Origin of the sequence: Roseateles sp. (genome assembly GCF_039929605.1) — a bacterium.
Lineage (GTDB): Bacteria > Pseudomonadota > Gammaproteobacteria > Burkholderiales > Burkholderiaceae_C > Pelomonas.
Map to the genome: position 1 here is coordinate 1 of NZ_JBDSQX010000117.1, position 15,391 is coordinate 15,391.

Annotated in this window: 16 protein-coding genes; 9 read left to right on the plus strand and 7 right to left on the minus strand. The window is 65.7% G+C overall.

Annotated features, from left to right (window positions below):
• A partial coding sequence (locus ABIS05_RS16205) for a peptide deformylase (protein WP_348009526.1) occupies positions 1 to 417 on the minus strand: 417 nt, incomplete at its 3' end.
• A 61-nt stretch (positions 418 to 478) separates the two neighbouring features.
• Between ABIS05_RS16205 and ABIS05_RS16210 the strand changes: the two genes are divergently transcribed.
• From ABIS05_RS16210 to ABIS05_RS16250, 9 genes are all read left to right on the plus strand, one after another.
• Positions 479 to 1,435 carry an MBL fold metallo-hydrolase gene (locus ABIS05_RS16210; protein WP_348009527.1) on the plus strand — a complete coding sequence of 319 codons (957 nt, stop codon included), beginning with the start codon at positions 479 to 481 and terminating at the stop codon, positions 1,433 to 1,435.
• A gap of 293 nt (positions 1,436 to 1,728) precedes the next feature.
• Positions 1,729 to 4,263, plus strand: a complete 2,535-nt coding sequence (gene nirB, locus ABIS05_RS16215) for a nitrite reductase large subunit NirB (RefSeq protein WP_348009528.1) — start codon at positions 1,729 to 1,731, stop codon at positions 4,261 to 4,263.
• 16 nt (positions 4,264 to 4,279) lie between these two features.
• The gene (gene nirD, locus ABIS05_RS16220; RefSeq protein ID WP_348009529.1) at positions 4,280 to 4,603 is read left to right on the plus strand and encodes a nitrite reductase small subunit NirD; all 324 of its coding nucleotides are present in this window, start codon (positions 4,280 to 4,282) and stop codon (positions 4,601 to 4,603) included.
• Between the two features lie 33 nt (positions 4,604 to 4,636).
• On the plus strand, positions 4,637 to 5,452 hold the full coding sequence (locus ABIS05_RS16225) for a formate/nitrite transporter family protein (protein WP_348009530.1): 816 nt from the start codon (positions 4,637 to 4,639) through the stop codon (positions 5,450 to 5,452).
• Positions 5,449 to 7,170: a protein kinase domain-containing protein gene (locus ABIS05_RS16230; protein ID WP_348009531.1), complete on the plus strand. Its 1,722-nt coding sequence runs from the start codon at positions 5,449 to 5,451 to the stop codon at positions 7,168 to 7,170. Before ABIS05_RS16225 ends, ABIS05_RS16230 begins: the two co-directional genes overlap by 4 nt.
• Positions 7,171 to 7,254: 84 nt before the next feature.
• Positions 7,255 to 7,557 carry a type II toxin-antitoxin system RelE/ParE family toxin gene (locus tag ABIS05_RS16235; protein WP_348009532.1) on the plus strand — a complete coding sequence of 101 codons (303 nt, stop codon included), beginning with the start codon at positions 7,255 to 7,257 and terminating at the stop codon, positions 7,555 to 7,557.
• The gene (locus tag ABIS05_RS16240) at positions 7,554 to 7,853 is read left to right on the plus strand and encodes an addiction module antidote protein (protein WP_348009533.1); all 300 of its coding nucleotides are present in this window, start codon (positions 7,554 to 7,556) and stop codon (positions 7,851 to 7,853) included. The genes ABIS05_RS16235 and ABIS05_RS16240 overlap by 4 nt, the downstream gene beginning before the upstream one ends.
• 90 nt (positions 7,854 to 7,943) lie before the next feature.
• On the plus strand, positions 7,944 to 8,291 hold the full coding sequence (locus ABIS05_RS16245) for a hypothetical protein (RefSeq protein WP_348009534.1): 348 nt from the start codon (positions 7,944 to 7,946) through the stop codon (positions 8,289 to 8,291).
• A gap of 73 nt (positions 8,292 to 8,364) precedes the next feature.
• Complete coding sequence (locus tag ABIS05_RS16250; protein WP_348009535.1) at positions 8,365 to 8,946, plus strand: DUF6988 family protein; 582 nt, start codon at positions 8,365 to 8,367, stop codon at positions 8,944 to 8,946.
• Here the strand turns inward: ABIS05_RS16250 and ntrC are convergent.
• The 6 genes from ntrC to ABIS05_RS16280 form a co-directional block, all read right to left on the minus strand.
• Positions 8,922 to 10,397, minus strand: coding sequence for a nitrogen regulation protein NR(I) (gene ntrC, locus ABIS05_RS16255; protein ID WP_348009536.1), 1,476 nt, complete (start codon positions 10,395 to 10,397; stop codon positions 8,922 to 8,924). The two genes, ABIS05_RS16250 and ntrC, sit on opposite strands and share 25 nt — an antisense overlap.
• A 33-nt stretch (positions 10,398 to 10,430) precedes the next feature.
• On the minus strand, positions 10,431 to 11,528 hold the full coding sequence (glnL, locus tag ABIS05_RS16260) for a nitrogen regulation protein NR(II) (protein WP_348009537.1): 1,098 nt from the start codon (positions 11,526 to 11,528) through the stop codon (positions 10,431 to 10,433).
• 32 nt (positions 11,529 to 11,560) lie between these two features.
• Positions 11,561 to 12,052, minus strand: coding sequence for a hypothetical protein (locus tag ABIS05_RS16265; protein ID WP_348009538.1), 492 nt, complete (start codon positions 12,050 to 12,052; stop codon positions 11,561 to 11,563).
• A 99-nt stretch (positions 12,053 to 12,151) separates the two neighbouring features.
• Positions 12,152 to 13,567: a type I glutamate--ammonia ligase gene (gene glnA / locus ABIS05_RS16270; RefSeq protein ID WP_348009539.1), complete on the minus strand. Its 1,416-nt coding sequence runs from the start codon at positions 13,565 to 13,567 to the stop codon at positions 12,152 to 12,154.
• A gap of 164 nt (positions 13,568 to 13,731) precedes the next feature.
• Positions 13,732 to 14,523, minus strand: a complete 792-nt coding sequence (locus ABIS05_RS16275) for a molybdopterin-binding protein (protein WP_348009540.1) — start codon at positions 14,521 to 14,523, stop codon at positions 13,732 to 13,734.
• 1 nt (position 14,524) lies between these two features.
• Positions 14,525 to 15,358 (minus strand): EI24 domain-containing protein, encoded by an 834-nt coding sequence (locus ABIS05_RS16280; RefSeq protein WP_348009541.1) that lies wholly within the window; start codon positions 15,356 to 15,358, stop codon positions 14,525 to 14,527.
• Positions 15,359 to 15,391: the final 33 nt, after the last annotated feature.

The window sequence follows — 15,391 nt, forward strand, 5'->3', positions numbered from 1 at the left end:
GAGGCGGGCGTGAAAGCCGTCGGCGATGCGGTCAATCGGGTGACCCTCGGCGTCAACGCCCGTGTAGCGGATGCGCTCGTCGCGCTCGACGACGCCGCGCAGGCCAGGCACCGACAGGCAGCCCTCCCAGCCCTCGGTGCGGCCGCCGTCCAGCACCTCGATGACCGGGTTGATGAGCACGGTGGGCGGCACCGGCGGCGCGTCGGGGTAGCGCACGCTGTTGGTGTAGCCAAAGATGACGAGGCGCAGGTCCACGCCAATCTGCGGCGCTGCCAGGCCCGCGCCGTTGGCGGCGGCCATCGTCTCGAACATGTCAGCGATCAACGCCTTCAGTGCCGGCGCACCGAACTCGGTGACCGGCTGGGCCACGCGCAGCAGGCGCGGGTCGCCCATCTTCAGAATCTCGTGAACGGCCACGCGGGCTCCTTCGGCTATCGTGAGCGCCGATTCTAGGAAGCGAGTCCCTCGCTTCACTCCCATGCTTGATTTCATCGACGACCTCGGCCAAGGCATCTACGCCATCGACACCGGCTTCCAGCGCCCGCGCTTCGACGCGGCCTACCTGATGGTGGAGGACGGCCGCGCCGCCTTCGTCGACACCGGCACCAACCACGCCGTGCCACGCTTGCTGGCGGCGCTCACCGCACTGGGGTTGACGACAGAAGCGGTCGACTGGGTCATCCCGACCCACGTTCATCTGGACCATGCCGGCGGCGTCGGCCTGCTGATGCAGGCCCTGCCACACGCCCGCGCGCTGGTGCACCCGCGTGGCCTGCGCCACATGGTCGACCCCAAGGCGCTGTGGCTGGGCGCCTTGGCCGTCTACGGCGACGAGGAGATGCGGCGCAGCTACGGCAAACTGGTGCCGGTGCCGGCCGAGCGCGCCGAGGCCTCGCATGACGAGCAGGTCATCCACCTCGCCGGCCGGCCGCTGCGGCTCGTCGACAGCCCCGGCCATGCACGCCATCACCACGCCATCTGGGACGAGCGCAGCCGCAGTTGGTTCACCGGCGACACCTTCGGCCTGTCCTACCGCGCTTTCGACGTGGACGGCCGCGCGTGGATCCTGCCGACCAGCACGCCGGTGCAGTTCGAGCCCGAGGCGCTGAAGGCGACGGTGACTCGCCTGCTGGCCGCCGAGCCGCTGGCCATGCAGGTGACGCACTACGGCCGCGTCGGCGGCAGCGTGGACGAGGTACGGCGCCTGGCAGCCGTGATGCTGGAGCAGGTGGACGAGATGGTCGCGCTGGCCGAGTCAGTTCGGTCGGCACCCGACCGGCACGAGCAGCTCAAGGCTGCACTGTTAGACGGCTATCTGGCGCGATTGCATGCGCACGGGCACCCGGCCGGTGCCGAGGCGGCCGACTGGCTGGCCATGGACGCCGAGCTGAACGCGCAAGGCTTGGAAGTCATGCTGGACCGCCCGGCCCGCTGACGGGGCTGATTGCCCCGCTGCGGTGCATTTGATTGCACCGTGCCAGTGCTTGCCACCGGTCTGGGGCGGGTCAAACACCCGAATGGCACCTGGCTAGGCGCAGGCATGCCTCTTGCGAAGAAGAGTCTGAGAGGTCGAGCACACGCTGGCCACTTGGGAACCTTCGCCAACGGTGGCGACTCCCATACGACCGGCCCCGACCGAGCAGCCAGCTGCTTGCGGGGCCTTTTTTATTGGCGTTACCGATTGGCCTACCGCAGCCTCCCGGCGACGCCTGCTTCGCAAGGCAGTCCATGCACATCGTCCTCATCGGCCACGGAATGGTGGGTCAGAAATTTCTCGAATCCCTCGCTGAAGGGCACGCCGCCCCAGACGTGCAGGTGACGGTGCTGTGCGAGGAGCCGCGCCCGGCCTACGACCGCGTGCACCTGTCCGAGTTCTTCTCGGGCAAGTCGGCCGAGGACTTGTCGCTCGTTCCCGAGGGCTTCTTCGAGAAAAGCGGCTTCAAGCTGCGCCTGGCCGCCAAGGCCGCCGCCATCGAGCGGCGCGACCAAACCATCACGTTGGCCGACGGCGAGGTCGTGCACTACGACAAGCTGGTGCTGGCCACCGGCTCCTACCCCTTCGTGCCCTCGGTGCCCGGACGCGACCGCCCGCACTGCCACGTCTACCGCACCATCGAGGACCTGGAGGGCATGAAGGCCAGCGGCGCCGTGTCCAAGACCGGCGTCGTCATCGGTGGCGGCCTGCTGGGCCTGGAATGCGCCAAGGCGCTGCGCGACATGGGCCTGCAGACGCACGTCGTCGAGTTCGCACCGCGCCTGATGGCCGTGCAGATCGACGAGGGCGGCGGCGGCGTGCTGCGCAAGAAGATCGAAGACCTCGGCGTGCAGGTCCACACCGGCCGCAACACGCTGGAGATCACCGACGGCGCGATGGCGCGCCACCGCATGGTGTTTGCCGACGGCACCTGGCTGGAGACCGACATGATCGTGTTCTCCGCCGGCATCCGCCCGCGTGACGAACTGCCCCGCCAGTGCGTGCTGGCTATCGGCCCGCGCGGCGGCGTCGTCATCGACGACCACTGCCGCACCAGCGACCGCAACGTCTACGCCATCGGCGAGGTCGCGGCCTGGAACGAGATGACCTACGGCCTCGTCGCCCCCGGCTACGAGATGGCCCGCGTGGCCGCCCGCCACATCACGGGTGACGCTGAAGCCGCCTTCCCCGGCGCCGACCTCAGCACCAAGCTCAAGCTGATGGGCGTGGACGTGGCCAGCGTCGGTGATGCCCACGGCAAGACGCCCAACTGCCGCAGCTACCAGTACGTGGACGAGCGCAAGCAGATCTACAAGAAGATCGTCGTCAGCGAGGACGGCCAGTTCCTGCTGGGCGCCGTGCTGGTGGGCGATGCGGCCGAATACGGCACGCTGCAGCAGATGCAGCTCAACGGCATCAAGCTGCCGGCCGAACCCGAGTTCCTGATCCTGCCCAGCAGCGATGGCAAAGCCTTTGCGGGCATCGGCCCCGACGCGCTGCCCGACAGTGCCCAGCTCTGCTCCTGCAACAACGTCACCAAGGGCCAGATCTGCGCGGCCGTGGCCGACGGTGCCACCACCATGGGCGCGCTCAAGGCCTGCACCAAGGCCGGCGCCACCTGCGGCGGCTGCGTGCCGCTGGTCACGCAGGTGATGAAGTTCGAGATGGCCAAGCTGGGCATGGCGGTCAACAACCACCTCTGCGAGCATTTTCCGCATTCGCGCCAGGAGCTTTACCACCTGGTGCGCGTGGGCGGCGTCAAGACCTTCAGCGATCTGCTGGCCAAGCACGGTACCGGCCTGGGCTGCGACATCTGCAAGCCCACGGCGGCGAGCATCTTCGCGTCGTGCTGGAACGAGTTCGTGCTGGAGCCCAAGCTGGCCGCGCTGCAGGACAGCAACGACTACTACCTCGGCAACATCCAGAAGGACGGCAGCTACTCCGTCGTGCCGCGCATGACGGGCGGCGAAGTCACGCCCGACGGGCTCATCGCCGTGGGCCAGATCGCCAAGAAATATGGCCTGTACACCAAGATCACCGGTGGCCAGCGCGTGGACATGTTTGGTGCGCGGGTCGAGCAGCTGCCGCTGATCTGGGAAGAGCTGATCGCCGCCGGCTTCGAGAGCGGTCATGCATACGGCAAGTCTCTTCGCACTGTGAAAAGCTGCGTGGGCAGCACTTGGTGCCGCTACGGCGTGGACGACTCGGTCGGCCTGGCCGTGGAAATCGAGAACCGCTACAAGGGCCTGCGCGCGCCGCACAAGATCAAGTTTGGCGTCTCCGGCTGCACGCGCGAATGCGCTGAGGCGCAGGGCAAGGACGTCGGCATCATCGCCACGGAAAAGGGCTGGAACCTCTACGTCTGCGGCAATGGCGGCATGAAACCGCGCCACGCCGAGCTGATCGCCAGCGATCTCTCCAAGGCCGACCTGCTCAAGTTCATCGACCGCTTCCTGATGTTCTACGTGCGCACGGCCGACCGCCTGCAGCGCACCAGCACCTGGCGCGACAACCTCGAAGGCGGCCTGGGCTACCTGAAAGAAGTGGTCATCAACGACAGCCTGGGTCTGGGCGCCGAATTGGAAGCGCAGATGCAGGCCGTCGTTGACAGCTATCAATGCGAATGGAAGACGGCCATCGAGACGCCCGAGGTGCGCCAGCGCTTCCGCTCCTTCGTCAACAGCGACAAGCCAGACGAGCGAATCATCTTCATTGAAGAGCGCGGCCAGATCCGCCCCGCGCGCCCAGAAGAGCGCATTGATGAACCCCAAGAAGAAGCTACCGCCTGATCAAGGAGCCAACGACATGAACTTCACTTCCATCTGCGCGGTTGACGACATCCTTCCCAACACCGGCGTCGCTGCGCTGGTGGACGGCCGCCACGTGGCCGTCTTCCGTGTCGGCAGTGACCGCTTTCACGCCATCGACAACATCGACCCGCGCTCCGGCGCCAGCGTGCTGTCGCGCGGCCTGGTAGGCAACCTGGGCGACCGCATCGTCGTCGCCTCGCCGCTCTACAAGAACCATTTCGACCTCAACACCGGCGAATGCCTGGAGGCGCCCGAGCAATCGGTGCGCGCCCATGCCGTCCAGGTGCAGGACGGCCGCGTGCTCGTTGCGCTGAACTGATTCGCCCCTCACCACTGAAGAGAGACAACCCTCATGGCCTACGTCGTCCCGACCGAATTCGTCACCAAGATGGTGGACGCCGGTGAATCCAAGTTGCTGATGTCCACCCGAGACACGCTGATCCGCTCCTACATGGCGGGCGCCATCCTGGCCCTGGCTGCGGCCTTCGCCGTGACGGTCACCGTCAACACCGGCAATGCGCTGGTCGGCGCGATGCTGTTCCCGGTCGGCTTCATCCTGCTCTACCTGATGGGCTTCGACCTGCTGACCGGCGTGTTCACGCTCGTGCCGCTGGCCGTGCTGGACAAGCGCCCCGGCGCCACCTGGGGCGGGTGCTTTCGCAACTGGACGCTGGTGTTCTTCGGCAACTTTGCCGGCGCGCTGACGGTGGCTGTCTTCATGGCCATCATCTTCACCTTCGGCTTCAGCGAGGCGCCCAACGCGGTAGGCGTGAAGATCGGCCACATCGGCGAAGGCCGCACGGTGGGCTACGCGGCCCACGGCGCCGCCGGCATGCTGACCCTCTTCATCCGCGGCGTGATGTGCAACTGGATGGTCTCGACCGGCGTGGTCGCGGCGATGATGTCGACCTCGGTGTCAGGCAAGGCCATCGGCATGTGGATGCCGGTGATGGTCTTCTTCTACATGGGCTTCGAGCACAGCATCGTCAACATGTTCCTGTTCCCCTCGGGCCTGATGCTGGGCGGCAACTTCACGCTGATGGACTACTTCATCTGGAACGAAATCCCCACCGTCGTCGGCAACCTCGTCGGCGGCCTGACCTTTGTGGGCCTGACGCTGTACTCGACGCACTACAAGACCGCACCGAAGCGGGTGCTCGTCAAGTGAGCCTGCGGCTTGCCGTCGGCCAGCATTCCGAGGCCGGCCGCAAGCCACTGAACCAGGACTTCCACGGCGTTGCGCAGCCCACCGATGCACAGCGCCGCTCACGCGGCATCGCGCTGGCCGTCGCCGACGGCATCAGCAGCAGCCCCGTCAGCCAGGTCGCCAGCGCCGCCGCCGTGCGCGGCTTCCTGGAGGACTACTACGGCACCTCCGAAGCCTGGACGGTGCGCCGCGCCGCGCAGTGCGTGCTGGCCGCCACCAACGCCTGGCTGCACGCCGAGACGCAGCGCGGCGAAGGCCGCTTCGACAAGGACCGCGGTCATGTCTGCACCTTCAGCGCCCTCGTCTTCAAGGGCCGCGAGGTGCACCTGCTGCACGTCGGCGACACGCGCGTCTACCGCGTGCATGCCGGCGCGCTGGAGCAGCTGAGCCAGGACCACCGCGTACGCCTCTACGGCGGCCAGACCTACCTCGGCCGCGCTTTAGGCGTGACCGCGCGGCTGGACATCGACTACGCCAGCTGGGCCACCGAGGTGGGCGAGACCTTCCTGCTTGCCACCGACGGCGCCTACGAGTTCCTCGACGCGGCCGTCATGCAGGCGACGCTGGCCCAGCACGGCAGCGACATGCAGGCCGCGGCGCAAGCGCTGGTAGCCGCAGCGCTGGCCCGTGGCAGCGATGACAACGTCACCGTCATGCTGGCACGGGTCGAGTCCCTGCCCACCCAGACCGCAGCGCCGGTCAACCGAGAGGGCCTGCGGCTGCCGCCACACCTGTCGCCACGCCAGGAATTCGAGGGCTACCGCGTCGTGCGCGAACTGCAGCAGACGGCGCGCAGCCAGGTCGTGCTGGCTGTGGACGCCGACGGGCGCGAATGGGCCCTCAAGCTGCCCACGGCCGACCTGGCTGGCAATGCGCGCGAGCTGGACCGCTTCGCCAGCGAGGAATGGGTGGCCCGTCGCGTCGACAGCCCGCACGTCATCAAGGCCGCGCCGCCCGAGCGCAAGCGCGAGCACCTCTTCACCGCCGTCGAGTTCATCCACGGCCAGACGCTGGCGCAGTGGATGACCGACCACCCTCGCCCCGGGCTGGACGAGGTGCGCGGCATCGCCGACCAGATCGCCCGCGGGCTGCAGGCCCTGCACCGCAAGGAGATGCTGCACCAGGACCTGCGGCCCGAGAACCTGATGATCAACCGCCAGGGCACCGTCATCCTCATCGACCTCGCCTCGGCCCATGTGGCCGGCCTCAGAGAAGGCCTGGGTGACGCCCGCGCGCTGGAGCTGGCCGGCACGCTGCAGTACACGGCGCCGGAATACTTCACCGGCGATGGCGGTTCCCCCGTGGGCGAGCTGTTCTCGCTGGCCGTGCTGATCTACCAGATGCTGACCGGCGCCCTGCCCTACGGCCTGCAGGTGCCGCAGGTGCGCGGCGACCGCGACCTGCACAAGCTGCAGTACGTGCCGCTGCGCACGCGCCGGGCGGACTTGCCGGAGTGGCTGGACCGCGTGCTGAGGAAGGCGCTGCAGCCGCAGGCAGCGCGGCGGCAGCAGGCGCTGTCGGAGTTCCTGCACGACCTGCATGCGCCGGGGCCGGAGTTCATGAGGCGGGACCGGACGCCGCTGCAGGAACGGCATCCGCTGCTGTTCTGGCGGGGGCTGACGTTGGTGTTTGGGGTGGCGACGGTGGTGCTGCTGGGGTTGCGCATGAGCGGCCGTTGAGGACGACCGGCGGCGCCTCACGCCATTTCTCAAACCGCCGAACCCTGAGCTTGACTTCCGTATCCATACGGATACATTCGAGGCATGTTCACCGTCCGTCTGACCGAGGGATTCGTCGAGTGGCTCGACGCCCTGAAGGACAAGCGGGCTCAGATACGCATCGCGGCCCGGCTGCGGCAGGCAGAAGCGGGAAGCCTCGGCGACTGGCAGCCGATTGAAGGCGAGCTGTCCGAAATGCGAGTGCATTACGGGCCTGGCTACCGGCTGTATTTCGTGCGCCGCGGTCGAGTCATCGTCGTGATGCTGAACGCGGGAGAGAAGTCCACGCAGAAACGCGACATCCGCCACGCCTTGAAGCTGGCCTCTGAACTCGGAGACGATCTATGACCAAGACCAAAGCACCGCTGAAGCTCGTCGCCTTCGATGCCGCGCGCTACCTTGACGACGACGCGGCCATCGCCGAGTACATGACCGCCGTGCTTGAAGCTGACGATCCCGACTTGCTGCTGCTCGCCCTGAGCGACGTGGCACGCGCCAAGGGTATGGCGCAGGTGGCCAAGGACGCGGGGCTGGGCCGCGAAAGCCTCTACAAGGCGCTCGCGCCGGGCGCCAAGCCTCGCTTTGAGACGGTCATGAAGGTGGCGCGCGCACTGGGGGTGAAGTTCACCGCGCAGCCGGTTTGATTATGTTGTCTGATTGAACGCACTGAGTTCCGACAACTGATGTTGGGGTTCGCTTGCTTGCCCCATCAACCTATGGGCTACGAGGCGCCAATGACTGATCGCACCGCAGAACTCGTCCTAAAAAACGTGTACGGAGCTTCGACGAAGCAACTACTTGATTTGGTAATGGCCGCTGAAAAGGCGTTCGACGATTTTGGCAAGCGGTCCTTTTTCGGAAAGGACAAGGGCAAAGAGGCTGAAGGCAGGTTCACTGAGGCGCTAATTCACGCAATCATGGCACTCGAACGCGCGGGCAAGATCAGAGACTCGAAGAATGCGGAGGAATCATTTACGGCGTTGCAGAGTGCTATGACATTGGTGAGACGGGCATATCCCAATTGGCCACGCGCGCATCGGTATTGGGATGACTTTTATGCCAACACATACGAACAGCAATAGCCGCAGTCGTAAGAGCCTGATGAGTTCGTCAATGGTCTTAGCTCTCCAATGCTCAAACCGCCTTCGAAGCGATTTGGATGTCGTTGCAGGTGCAGGTGCAGCACCGAACGATCGACGCGCCACTTTGGCCCTTGCCAGCCACAGCGTAGCGTTTCAACACCATTGCGCCATCACCATACTTGTCGACAACGGTCTCCATGGCTCCGCAGCTGCTCTGTTGCGGTCGATGTATGAGGGCTGTGTGAATGGCCTATGGCTCACGTATGCCGCTGACGAGCATCACCTCAAGAAGTTTGAGGAAGACCGCTATCGTCCAGAACCATCCAAAGCGCTACGTCAGCTGCGTTCCCACGATGACGGTGAGTACATTGAGACGTTGGAACGTCTGCACAATCAGGTAATGCAGCCGCTGAACAGCTATGCCCACACCGGAGCTCTTCAAGTTGTCAGGCATATCGGTTCGGACTTTATCGGTCCAAACTTCACTGAAGTTGAGATTGAGGAGTTCCTAGAGTTGGCTGACGCTGTCCTCATCGCCTCTGGGCTTGAGCTGCCAAGACTGCTTGGGCTTCAATCCGAAGAGGGCGTGCAAGAGGCGGTTCTAAGGTACAAGTCCGGACGCTCAGGGCCTCACACATCCAACCCCAACTCCTGAATCTTCCGCGTGATCGTGTTCCGCCCGATGCCGAGCTTCTGCGCGGCCTCGATGCGGCGGCCGCGGGTGATGTCGAGTGCGGTCAGGATGAGCTGAGCCTCGAAGCGCTTGGTCAGCGCGTCCCACACGTCGGGTTCACCGGCGAGCAGGCGGGTGCGGGCATCGGTGGCCATGTCGGCCAGCCAGCCTTCGCCGCTGCTGGTGCTGGGGGGTGCAGCAGCAGCGACGGGTGCCGCAGCGGCAGCAGCCGCCTGGGACTGCGCATTGGTGGACTGGCCCAGCGACGGCGCGGCGACGTAGCCGGGCTGGATTTCGTCAGGCAGGTCCTTGGGCTCGACGGTCTGGCTGGGCGCCATGACGCTGAGCCAGTGACAGATGTTCTCCAACTGGCGAACGTTGCCGGGGAACTCGAAGTTGGTCAGCACGACCAGCGCCGCGTCGCTCAGGCGCTTGGGCTCGACACCCAGCTCGGTGGCGCTGCGTTGCAGGAAGTGGCGGGCCAGCGAGGCCACGTCTTCCTTGCGTTCGCGCAGCGGCGGCAGGCGCAGGCGGATGACGTTGAGACGGTGGAACAAGTCCTCGCGGAACACGCCCTGGCGCACGCGCTCTTCCAGGTTCTGGTGGGTGGCGGCGATGACGCGCACATTGCTGCGCATCGGGCTGTGGCCGCCGACGCGGTAGAACTGGCCGTCGGACAGCACGCGCAGCAGCCGCGTCTGCAGTTCGAAGGGCATGTCGCCAATTTCATCGAGAAAGAGCGTGCCACCGTCGGCCTGCTCGAAGCGGCCGCGACGTGAGGCTTGCGCGCCGGTGAAGGCGCCGCGCTCGTGGCCGAAGAGTTCGCTCTCCAGCAAATCCTTCGGGATGGCCGCCGTGTTGATGGCCACGAAGGGCCCTTCGCCGCGCGGGCTGTGCTTGTGCAGCGCGCGCGCCACCAGCTCCTTGCCCGAGCCGCTCTCGCCCGTGATCATCACGGTGACGTTGCTCTGCGATAACCGGCCAATCGCACGGAAGACGTCCTGCATGGCCGGCGCCTGGCCGAGCATCTCGGGCACTTGCGCGGAGGCTTCCTGTTCGCCGGCTTCGCGCTGGCTCTCTTCCTGCGCACGGCGGATCAACTCCACGGCACGGGGCAGGTCGAAGGGCTTGGGAAGGTACTCGAACGCGCCGCCCTGGAAGGCCGACACGGCACTGTCCAGGTCGGAGTAGGCCGTCATGATGATGACGGGCAGGGCCGGCAGCTTGGCCTTGACCTTGGCCAGCAGCTCCAGCCCAGAGCCACCCGGCATGCGGATGTCGGAGACGAGCACCTGCGGTGAATCGTCTTCCAGCGCAGCGAGCATGTCGCGCGCATTGCTGAAGCTGCGCACCGGCAGCCCCTCGCGGGCCAGGGCCTTCTCGAGCACGAAGCGGATCGAGTGGTCGTCGTCAACAACCCAGATGGATTTCATGCGGTTCCTCAGCCGCGCCCCTCACCTTGTGAGTTAGGGCAGCGGCAGCGTGATTCGGAAATTCGTCAGGCCCGGCTCGCTTTCACAATCGATCATGCCCTGATGTTGCTGCGCAATCGTCTGTGCAAGCGTGAGTCCGAGGCCCGAGCCGCCGTCCCGCCCCGAGACCAGGGGGAAGAAGATGCGATCCCGGATCTCGGCGGGAACGCCGGGACCGTTGTCCTCAATATGCAATTCCAGTGCCAAGCGCCAACGTTGCTTGCCAACGGTTACTTGCCGGGCCACACGCGTGCGCAGCACGATCTGCGCGTCGCCGGCGGCAATGCGTGAAGCGAGCACCTGTGCGGCGTTCTGCACGATGTTCAGCGTCATCTGGATCAACTGCTCGCGGTCACCGCGGAAGTCCGGCAGCGAGGTGTCGTAGTCGCGGGCGATGTCCAGGCCCTTGGGATGCTCGATGAGCACCAGCGCCCTGACACGCTCGCAGATCTCGTGGATGTTGACGTCACCCACGACCTGGGCCTTGCGGTGCGGTGCGAGCAGCCGGTCAACGAGGCTTTGCAGGCGGTCCACCTCGTGGATGATGACCTGCGTGTACTCGGTCAGCTCCGGGTCACCCTCCTGCAGCTCCAGCGCCAGCAATTGCGCAGCGCCGCGAATGCCGCCGAGCGGGTTCTTGATTTCGTGGGCGAGATTGCGCGTCAGCTCCTTGGTGGCTTGCACCTGATCGAGGTTGCGCTCGTCGCGGTCCTGGCGGGCCAGTTGGGCAATCTCGATGAGCTCGACCAGCACACGCGGTGCGCCGTCGTCCGCGTCGTCCATCTGCGAGACGATGACATGCACAGGCAGGCCGTCTTCATGGGCCCAGGCGCCTCGGCGCAGCACGGCATCGAAGCGGCTGCTGGAGTATTGGTTGGCGGCCACACCACCCAGGGTTTCGACCAGGCGCTGGGAGTCGTCGAACCAGTCGGGCAGTTGGGACTTCTGCACGGCGCGGCGCGACAGCCGCATGGCGTTCTCGAACGCGGCATTGGCGAACAGGCATTCGCCTTCGGCGCTGACGACGACGACCATGGTCGCGAGCAGGTCCAGGCCGGAGAACTCGTCCGGCAACAGGGAGGTATCAGTCATGGCGCGTGGGAAGCCCCGTGGCGCCAAGCGCCCTAGGACGGAAGTTTGGCGATCTCTCGCTTGAGGGCCTGCACGTCGGCCTCGTAGCGGCCGATGTTGTCCTTGAGCTCGGCCATGCGGTCGAGGTACTTCTGGTAGTTGCGCTCGTCACCGCGGCGCTCCTGGCCGGTGGCGAACTCGCGCTGGGCATTGGCGAGACGTTCCTCGGCCTGGTGAAGTTCGGTCTGCAGCACGCGGCGGCGCTCGTCGTCGCGCACGCGCTGCTGGCCAGCCTCGACGCGACTTTCAGCACCGCGAGCCTCCGCAGACGGCGCCGATGCGGAGGCACCCGTGCGCGGCCGGGGCGATTGCACGACGGTGATGGGCGTGCCTTCGATCGTGCGGCAGCCCTTCTCGTGCGCCTCCTTGGACGAAAGCGCGTCGGTGTAGAGCACCGGTGGGCCGGGGCAGCGATAGACCGTGCCCTGCGCCTGCGCGCCCAGGCTGGCCAGGACGAACAGCGGTGCCAGCAGTCGATTCAGCATGGCGGGATTGTGGATCAGAGCGCGGCGTAAAAAAGGGGCCGCAGCAGCGGCCCCCTTCACTGGGGAAGACCAAGGCAGCGGTGAGGCTGCCGCGGGTCATCACAGCGCGTAGTACATGTCGAACTCGACCGGGTGAGTGGCCATGCGGAAGCGGGTCACTTCCTGCATCTTCAGGTCGATGTAGGCGTCGATGTAGCTGTCGGTGAACACACCACCCTTGGTCAGGAAGGCGCGGTCCTTGTCCAGATACTCCAGGGCCTGGTCGAGGCTGTGGCAGACGGTCGGGATCTTCGCGTCTTCTTCCGGCGGCAGGTGGTACAGGTCCTTCGTGGCGGCTTCGCCCGGATGGATCTTGTTTTCCACGCCGTCCAGACCGGCCATCAGCAGCGCTGCGAAGCACAGGTAGGGGTTGGCCGACGGATCCGGGAAGCGCGCTTCGACGCGGCGGCCCTTGGGGTTGGCCACGTAGGGGATGCGGATCGAGGCCGAGCGGTTCTTGGCCGAGTAGGCCAGCTTCACCGGAGCTTCGAAGCCGGGCACCAGACGCTTGTACGAGTTCGTACCCGGGTTGGTGATGGCGTTCAGCGCGCGAGCGTGCTTGATGATGCCGCCGATGTAGTACAGCGCGAAGTCGCTCAGGCCGGCGTAGCCGTCACCGGCGAACAAGTTCTTGCCATCCTTCCAGACGGACTGGTGAACGTGCATGCCGGAGCCGTTGTCGCCCACCAGGGGCTTGGGCATGAAGGTCGCAGTCTTGCCGTAGGCATGGGCGACGTTGGCGACGATGTACTTCTGCAGCTGCGTCCAGTCGGCGCGCTCGACGAGCGAGCTGAAACGCGTGCCGATTTCCATCTGGCCGGCGTTCGCCACTTCGTGGTGGTGAACTTCGACGGGGATGCCGCACTGCTCGAGGATCAGGCACATCTCCGAGCGCATGTCCTGGCCGCTGTCGACCGGGGGCACGGGAAAGTAGCCACCCTTGACGGTGGGGCGGTAGCCGCTGTTGCCGTGCTCGTATTCCTTGGAGGAGTTCCAGGCGCCTTCTTCCGATTCGATCTTGAAGAACGAGCCGGACATGTCGTTGCCCCAGCGCACGCTGTCGAACACGAAGAATTCGGGTTCCGGGCCGAAGTAGGCGGTGTCGCCCAGGCCGGAGGACTTCAGATAAGCCTCTGCGCGCTTGGCCAGCGAACGCGGGTCGCGCTCATAGGCCTTGCCATCGGTCGGGTCGATGACGTCGCAGGTCAGGATCAGCGTCGGCTCTTCGAAGAAGGGGTCGATGTTGGCTGTGTTGGGATCGGGGATGAGAAGCATGTCCGATGCTTCGATGCCCTTCCAGCCGGCGATCGAGGAGCCGTCGAAGGCATGGCCCGACGTGAACTTGTCTTCATCAAAATGGGAAACCGGCACGGTGACGTGCTGTTCCTTGCCACGGGTATCAGTGAAGCGGAAGTCAACGAACTTGACTTCGTTTTCCTTCACAAGGGTCATCACATCGGCGACGGTCTTGGCCATCAATTGCTCCTACGGGATCAAGGGGTTGGTTGCCGCTACGGAGCGCTCATGCGCCCGCAGCCACGGGAGAAAGCAAAGCAGTTTGCATGCCAATTTGCACCGACATGGGTTGCGGCTTGGCAGCTCTCAACATTATCGTTCTGGGGTGAGTTACGGCGGCGCGTCTATCGCACCAGTTCAGTGCTGATTGACGCACCAAATTTGGTCACGCCCCGTTTCAGCGCATCGTAGGCCGCGATGAGGTCTGCCTCTTCGCCCTTGACGCCGAGTTCGATGCAGCGCCCCCATTGCGGGTGGTCGACGCTCGGCAGGCTGAAAACCTTGATGCCAGTGAACTCGGCCTCTACGGATTCCATCAACGGTGTGAGGCTGGCCTCCATGGCGCCCTGCACGATCAGCGAGCGCTCGACGATGCCGCGCTCGCGGTGCAATGCAGGGAAGCGGTCCAGCACCCAGGCCATCATCGGATGCGCCATCACAGGGAAACCTGGCACGAAGTGCACGTTGTCGACGAAGAAGCCGGGGATCTTGTTGAAGGGGTTGGGGATGATGCCGGCGCCTTCGGGGAAGACGCCCATCTCGAGGCGGCGCAGGCTATCTGGTTCGTCGGCGTCGACAGTCTTGCCCTGCTCGGCGGCCATCTGCTGGATGCGTTGCCAGATCAGCTCGCGCGCCTCCGGATGCAGCGCCAGCGGCCGGCCGAGTGCGGCGGCGGCGGACTGGCGGGTATGGTCGTCGGGCGTGGCGCCGATGCCGCCGCAGCTGACCACGAGGTCGCCGCTGGCAAACGCCGCGCTCAGTCGGGCCGTCAACAGCTCGCGGTCGTCGCTGAGGTATTGGGCCCAGCCAAGTTGCATGCCGCGCTCGGACAGCAGTTCGATGAACTTGGCCAAGTGCGAGTCACGGCGCTTGCCCGACAGGATCTCGTCGCCAATGATGATCAGGCCAACTTGCATTTCAAGCTCCGGGGAGGAGGACTTCGGATATCACGACCGGCTCCGCGGCTCGCCGCGCCTGCAGCGCCGCCAACGCGTAGTGCGTGAACCAGGCCGTGGAGAAGGCGAACACCAGCGTGTAGAGCCAGATGGCGAACAGCACGAGGAAGGGCGCAAGGATGACCGCCATCGCGCTGAAGGCCCAGATCAGCGACGGTGCCGCGCCGAGGTAGCCGCAGATGATGCCCATGGCCAGCATGGGCGCGCGATGCTCCTTCAGCAGCGCGCGGCGCTCCTCGGCCGAGGCGTGCTCGGCCAGCACGTCGAAGCCGAAGACGCGGTAGGTCAGCCAGCCCCAGATCAGCGGCGGCAGCACCATCACCAGCGGCGGGATCAGCCACAGCGGTATCGACAGCAGGATGAGCACGAGGGCCAGCAGCGTGGCGCCCAGCGAGGCGAGAACGCTCTGCAACAAGGTGCCGCCGCGCTTCTTCTCCAGCAGCGGGAAGCGCCGCTCGGCCACCAGGCGCACGATGGCCGGCGTCATGCACAGCGCTACCAGCAACAGGCTCAGCAGGATGACGACGGGCAGCACGCCAGCCAGCACGACGATGGCCGCGAGCGCGCTGCGGAAGGCCTGCAGGCCGTAGGAATCCAGCCAGCGCAGCAAGCTCTCGATGAGCAGCCAGTTCTCCAGCGTGGCGCGCACGCCGGCGATTGCCGATTCCCAGAAGAAAAACATGAAGCCGAACACCAGCACACCGCAGATGACCAGTGGCAGCAGCGATAGGCCGATGACGCGCGGGTGCAGGCAGTAGGCGGCGGCGCGCCAGAAGGAGTCGGCGAGACCTTGCATGCCTTGCGGGCTAGGACGACCTTGCGGAAGTTG

What these genes read in the sequence shown, in the direction of transcription:
- ABIS05_RS16210 (WP_348009527.1), top strand. Translation starts at nt 479, where the DNA reads ATGCTTGATTTCATCGACGACCTCGGCCAAGGCATCTACGCCATCGAC.
- nirB (WP_348009528.1), top strand. Translation starts at nt 1,729, where the DNA reads ATGCACATCGTCCTCATCGGCCACGGAATGGTGGGTCAGAAATTTCTC.
- nirD (WP_348009529.1), top strand. Translation starts at nt 4,280, where the DNA reads ATGAACTTCACTTCCATCTGCGCGGTTGACGACATCCTTCCCAACACC.
- ABIS05_RS16225 (WP_348009530.1), top strand. Translation starts at nt 4,637, where the DNA reads ATGGCCTACGTCGTCCCGACCGAATTCGTCACCAAGATGGTGGACGCC.
- ABIS05_RS16235 (WP_348009532.1), top strand. Translation starts at nt 7,255, where the DNA reads ATGTTCACCGTCCGTCTGACCGAGGGATTCGTCGAGTGGCTCGACGCC.
- ABIS05_RS16240 (WP_348009533.1), top strand. Translation starts at nt 7,554, where the DNA reads ATGACCAAGACCAAAGCACCGCTGAAGCTCGTCGCCTTCGATGCCGCG.
- ABIS05_RS16245 (WP_348009534.1), top strand. Translation starts at nt 7,944, where the DNA reads ATGACTGATCGCACCGCAGAACTCGTCCTAAAAAACGTGTACGGAGCT.
- ntrC (WP_348009536.1), bottom strand. Translation starts at nt 10,397, where the DNA reads ATGAAATCCATCTGGGTTGTTGACGACGACCACTCGATCCGCTTCGTG.
- glnL (WP_348009537.1), bottom strand. Translation starts at nt 11,528, where the DNA reads ATGACTGATACCTCCCTGTTGCCGGACGAGTTCTCCGGCCTGGACCTG.
- ABIS05_RS16265 (WP_348009538.1), bottom strand. Translation starts at nt 12,052, where the DNA reads ATGCTGAATCGACTGCTGGCACCGCTGTTCGTCCTGGCCAGCCTGGGC.
- glnA (WP_348009539.1), bottom strand. Translation starts at nt 13,567, where the DNA reads ATGGCCAAGACCGTCGCCGATGTGATGACCCTTGTGAAGGAAAACGAA.
- ABIS05_RS16275 (WP_348009540.1), bottom strand. Translation starts at nt 14,523, where the DNA reads ATGCAAGTTGGCCTGATCATCATTGGCGACGAGATCCTGTCGGGCAAG.
- ABIS05_RS16280 (WP_348009541.1), bottom strand. Translation starts at nt 15,358, where the DNA reads ATGCAAGGTCTCGCCGACTCCTTCTGGCGCGCCGCCGCCTACTGCCTG.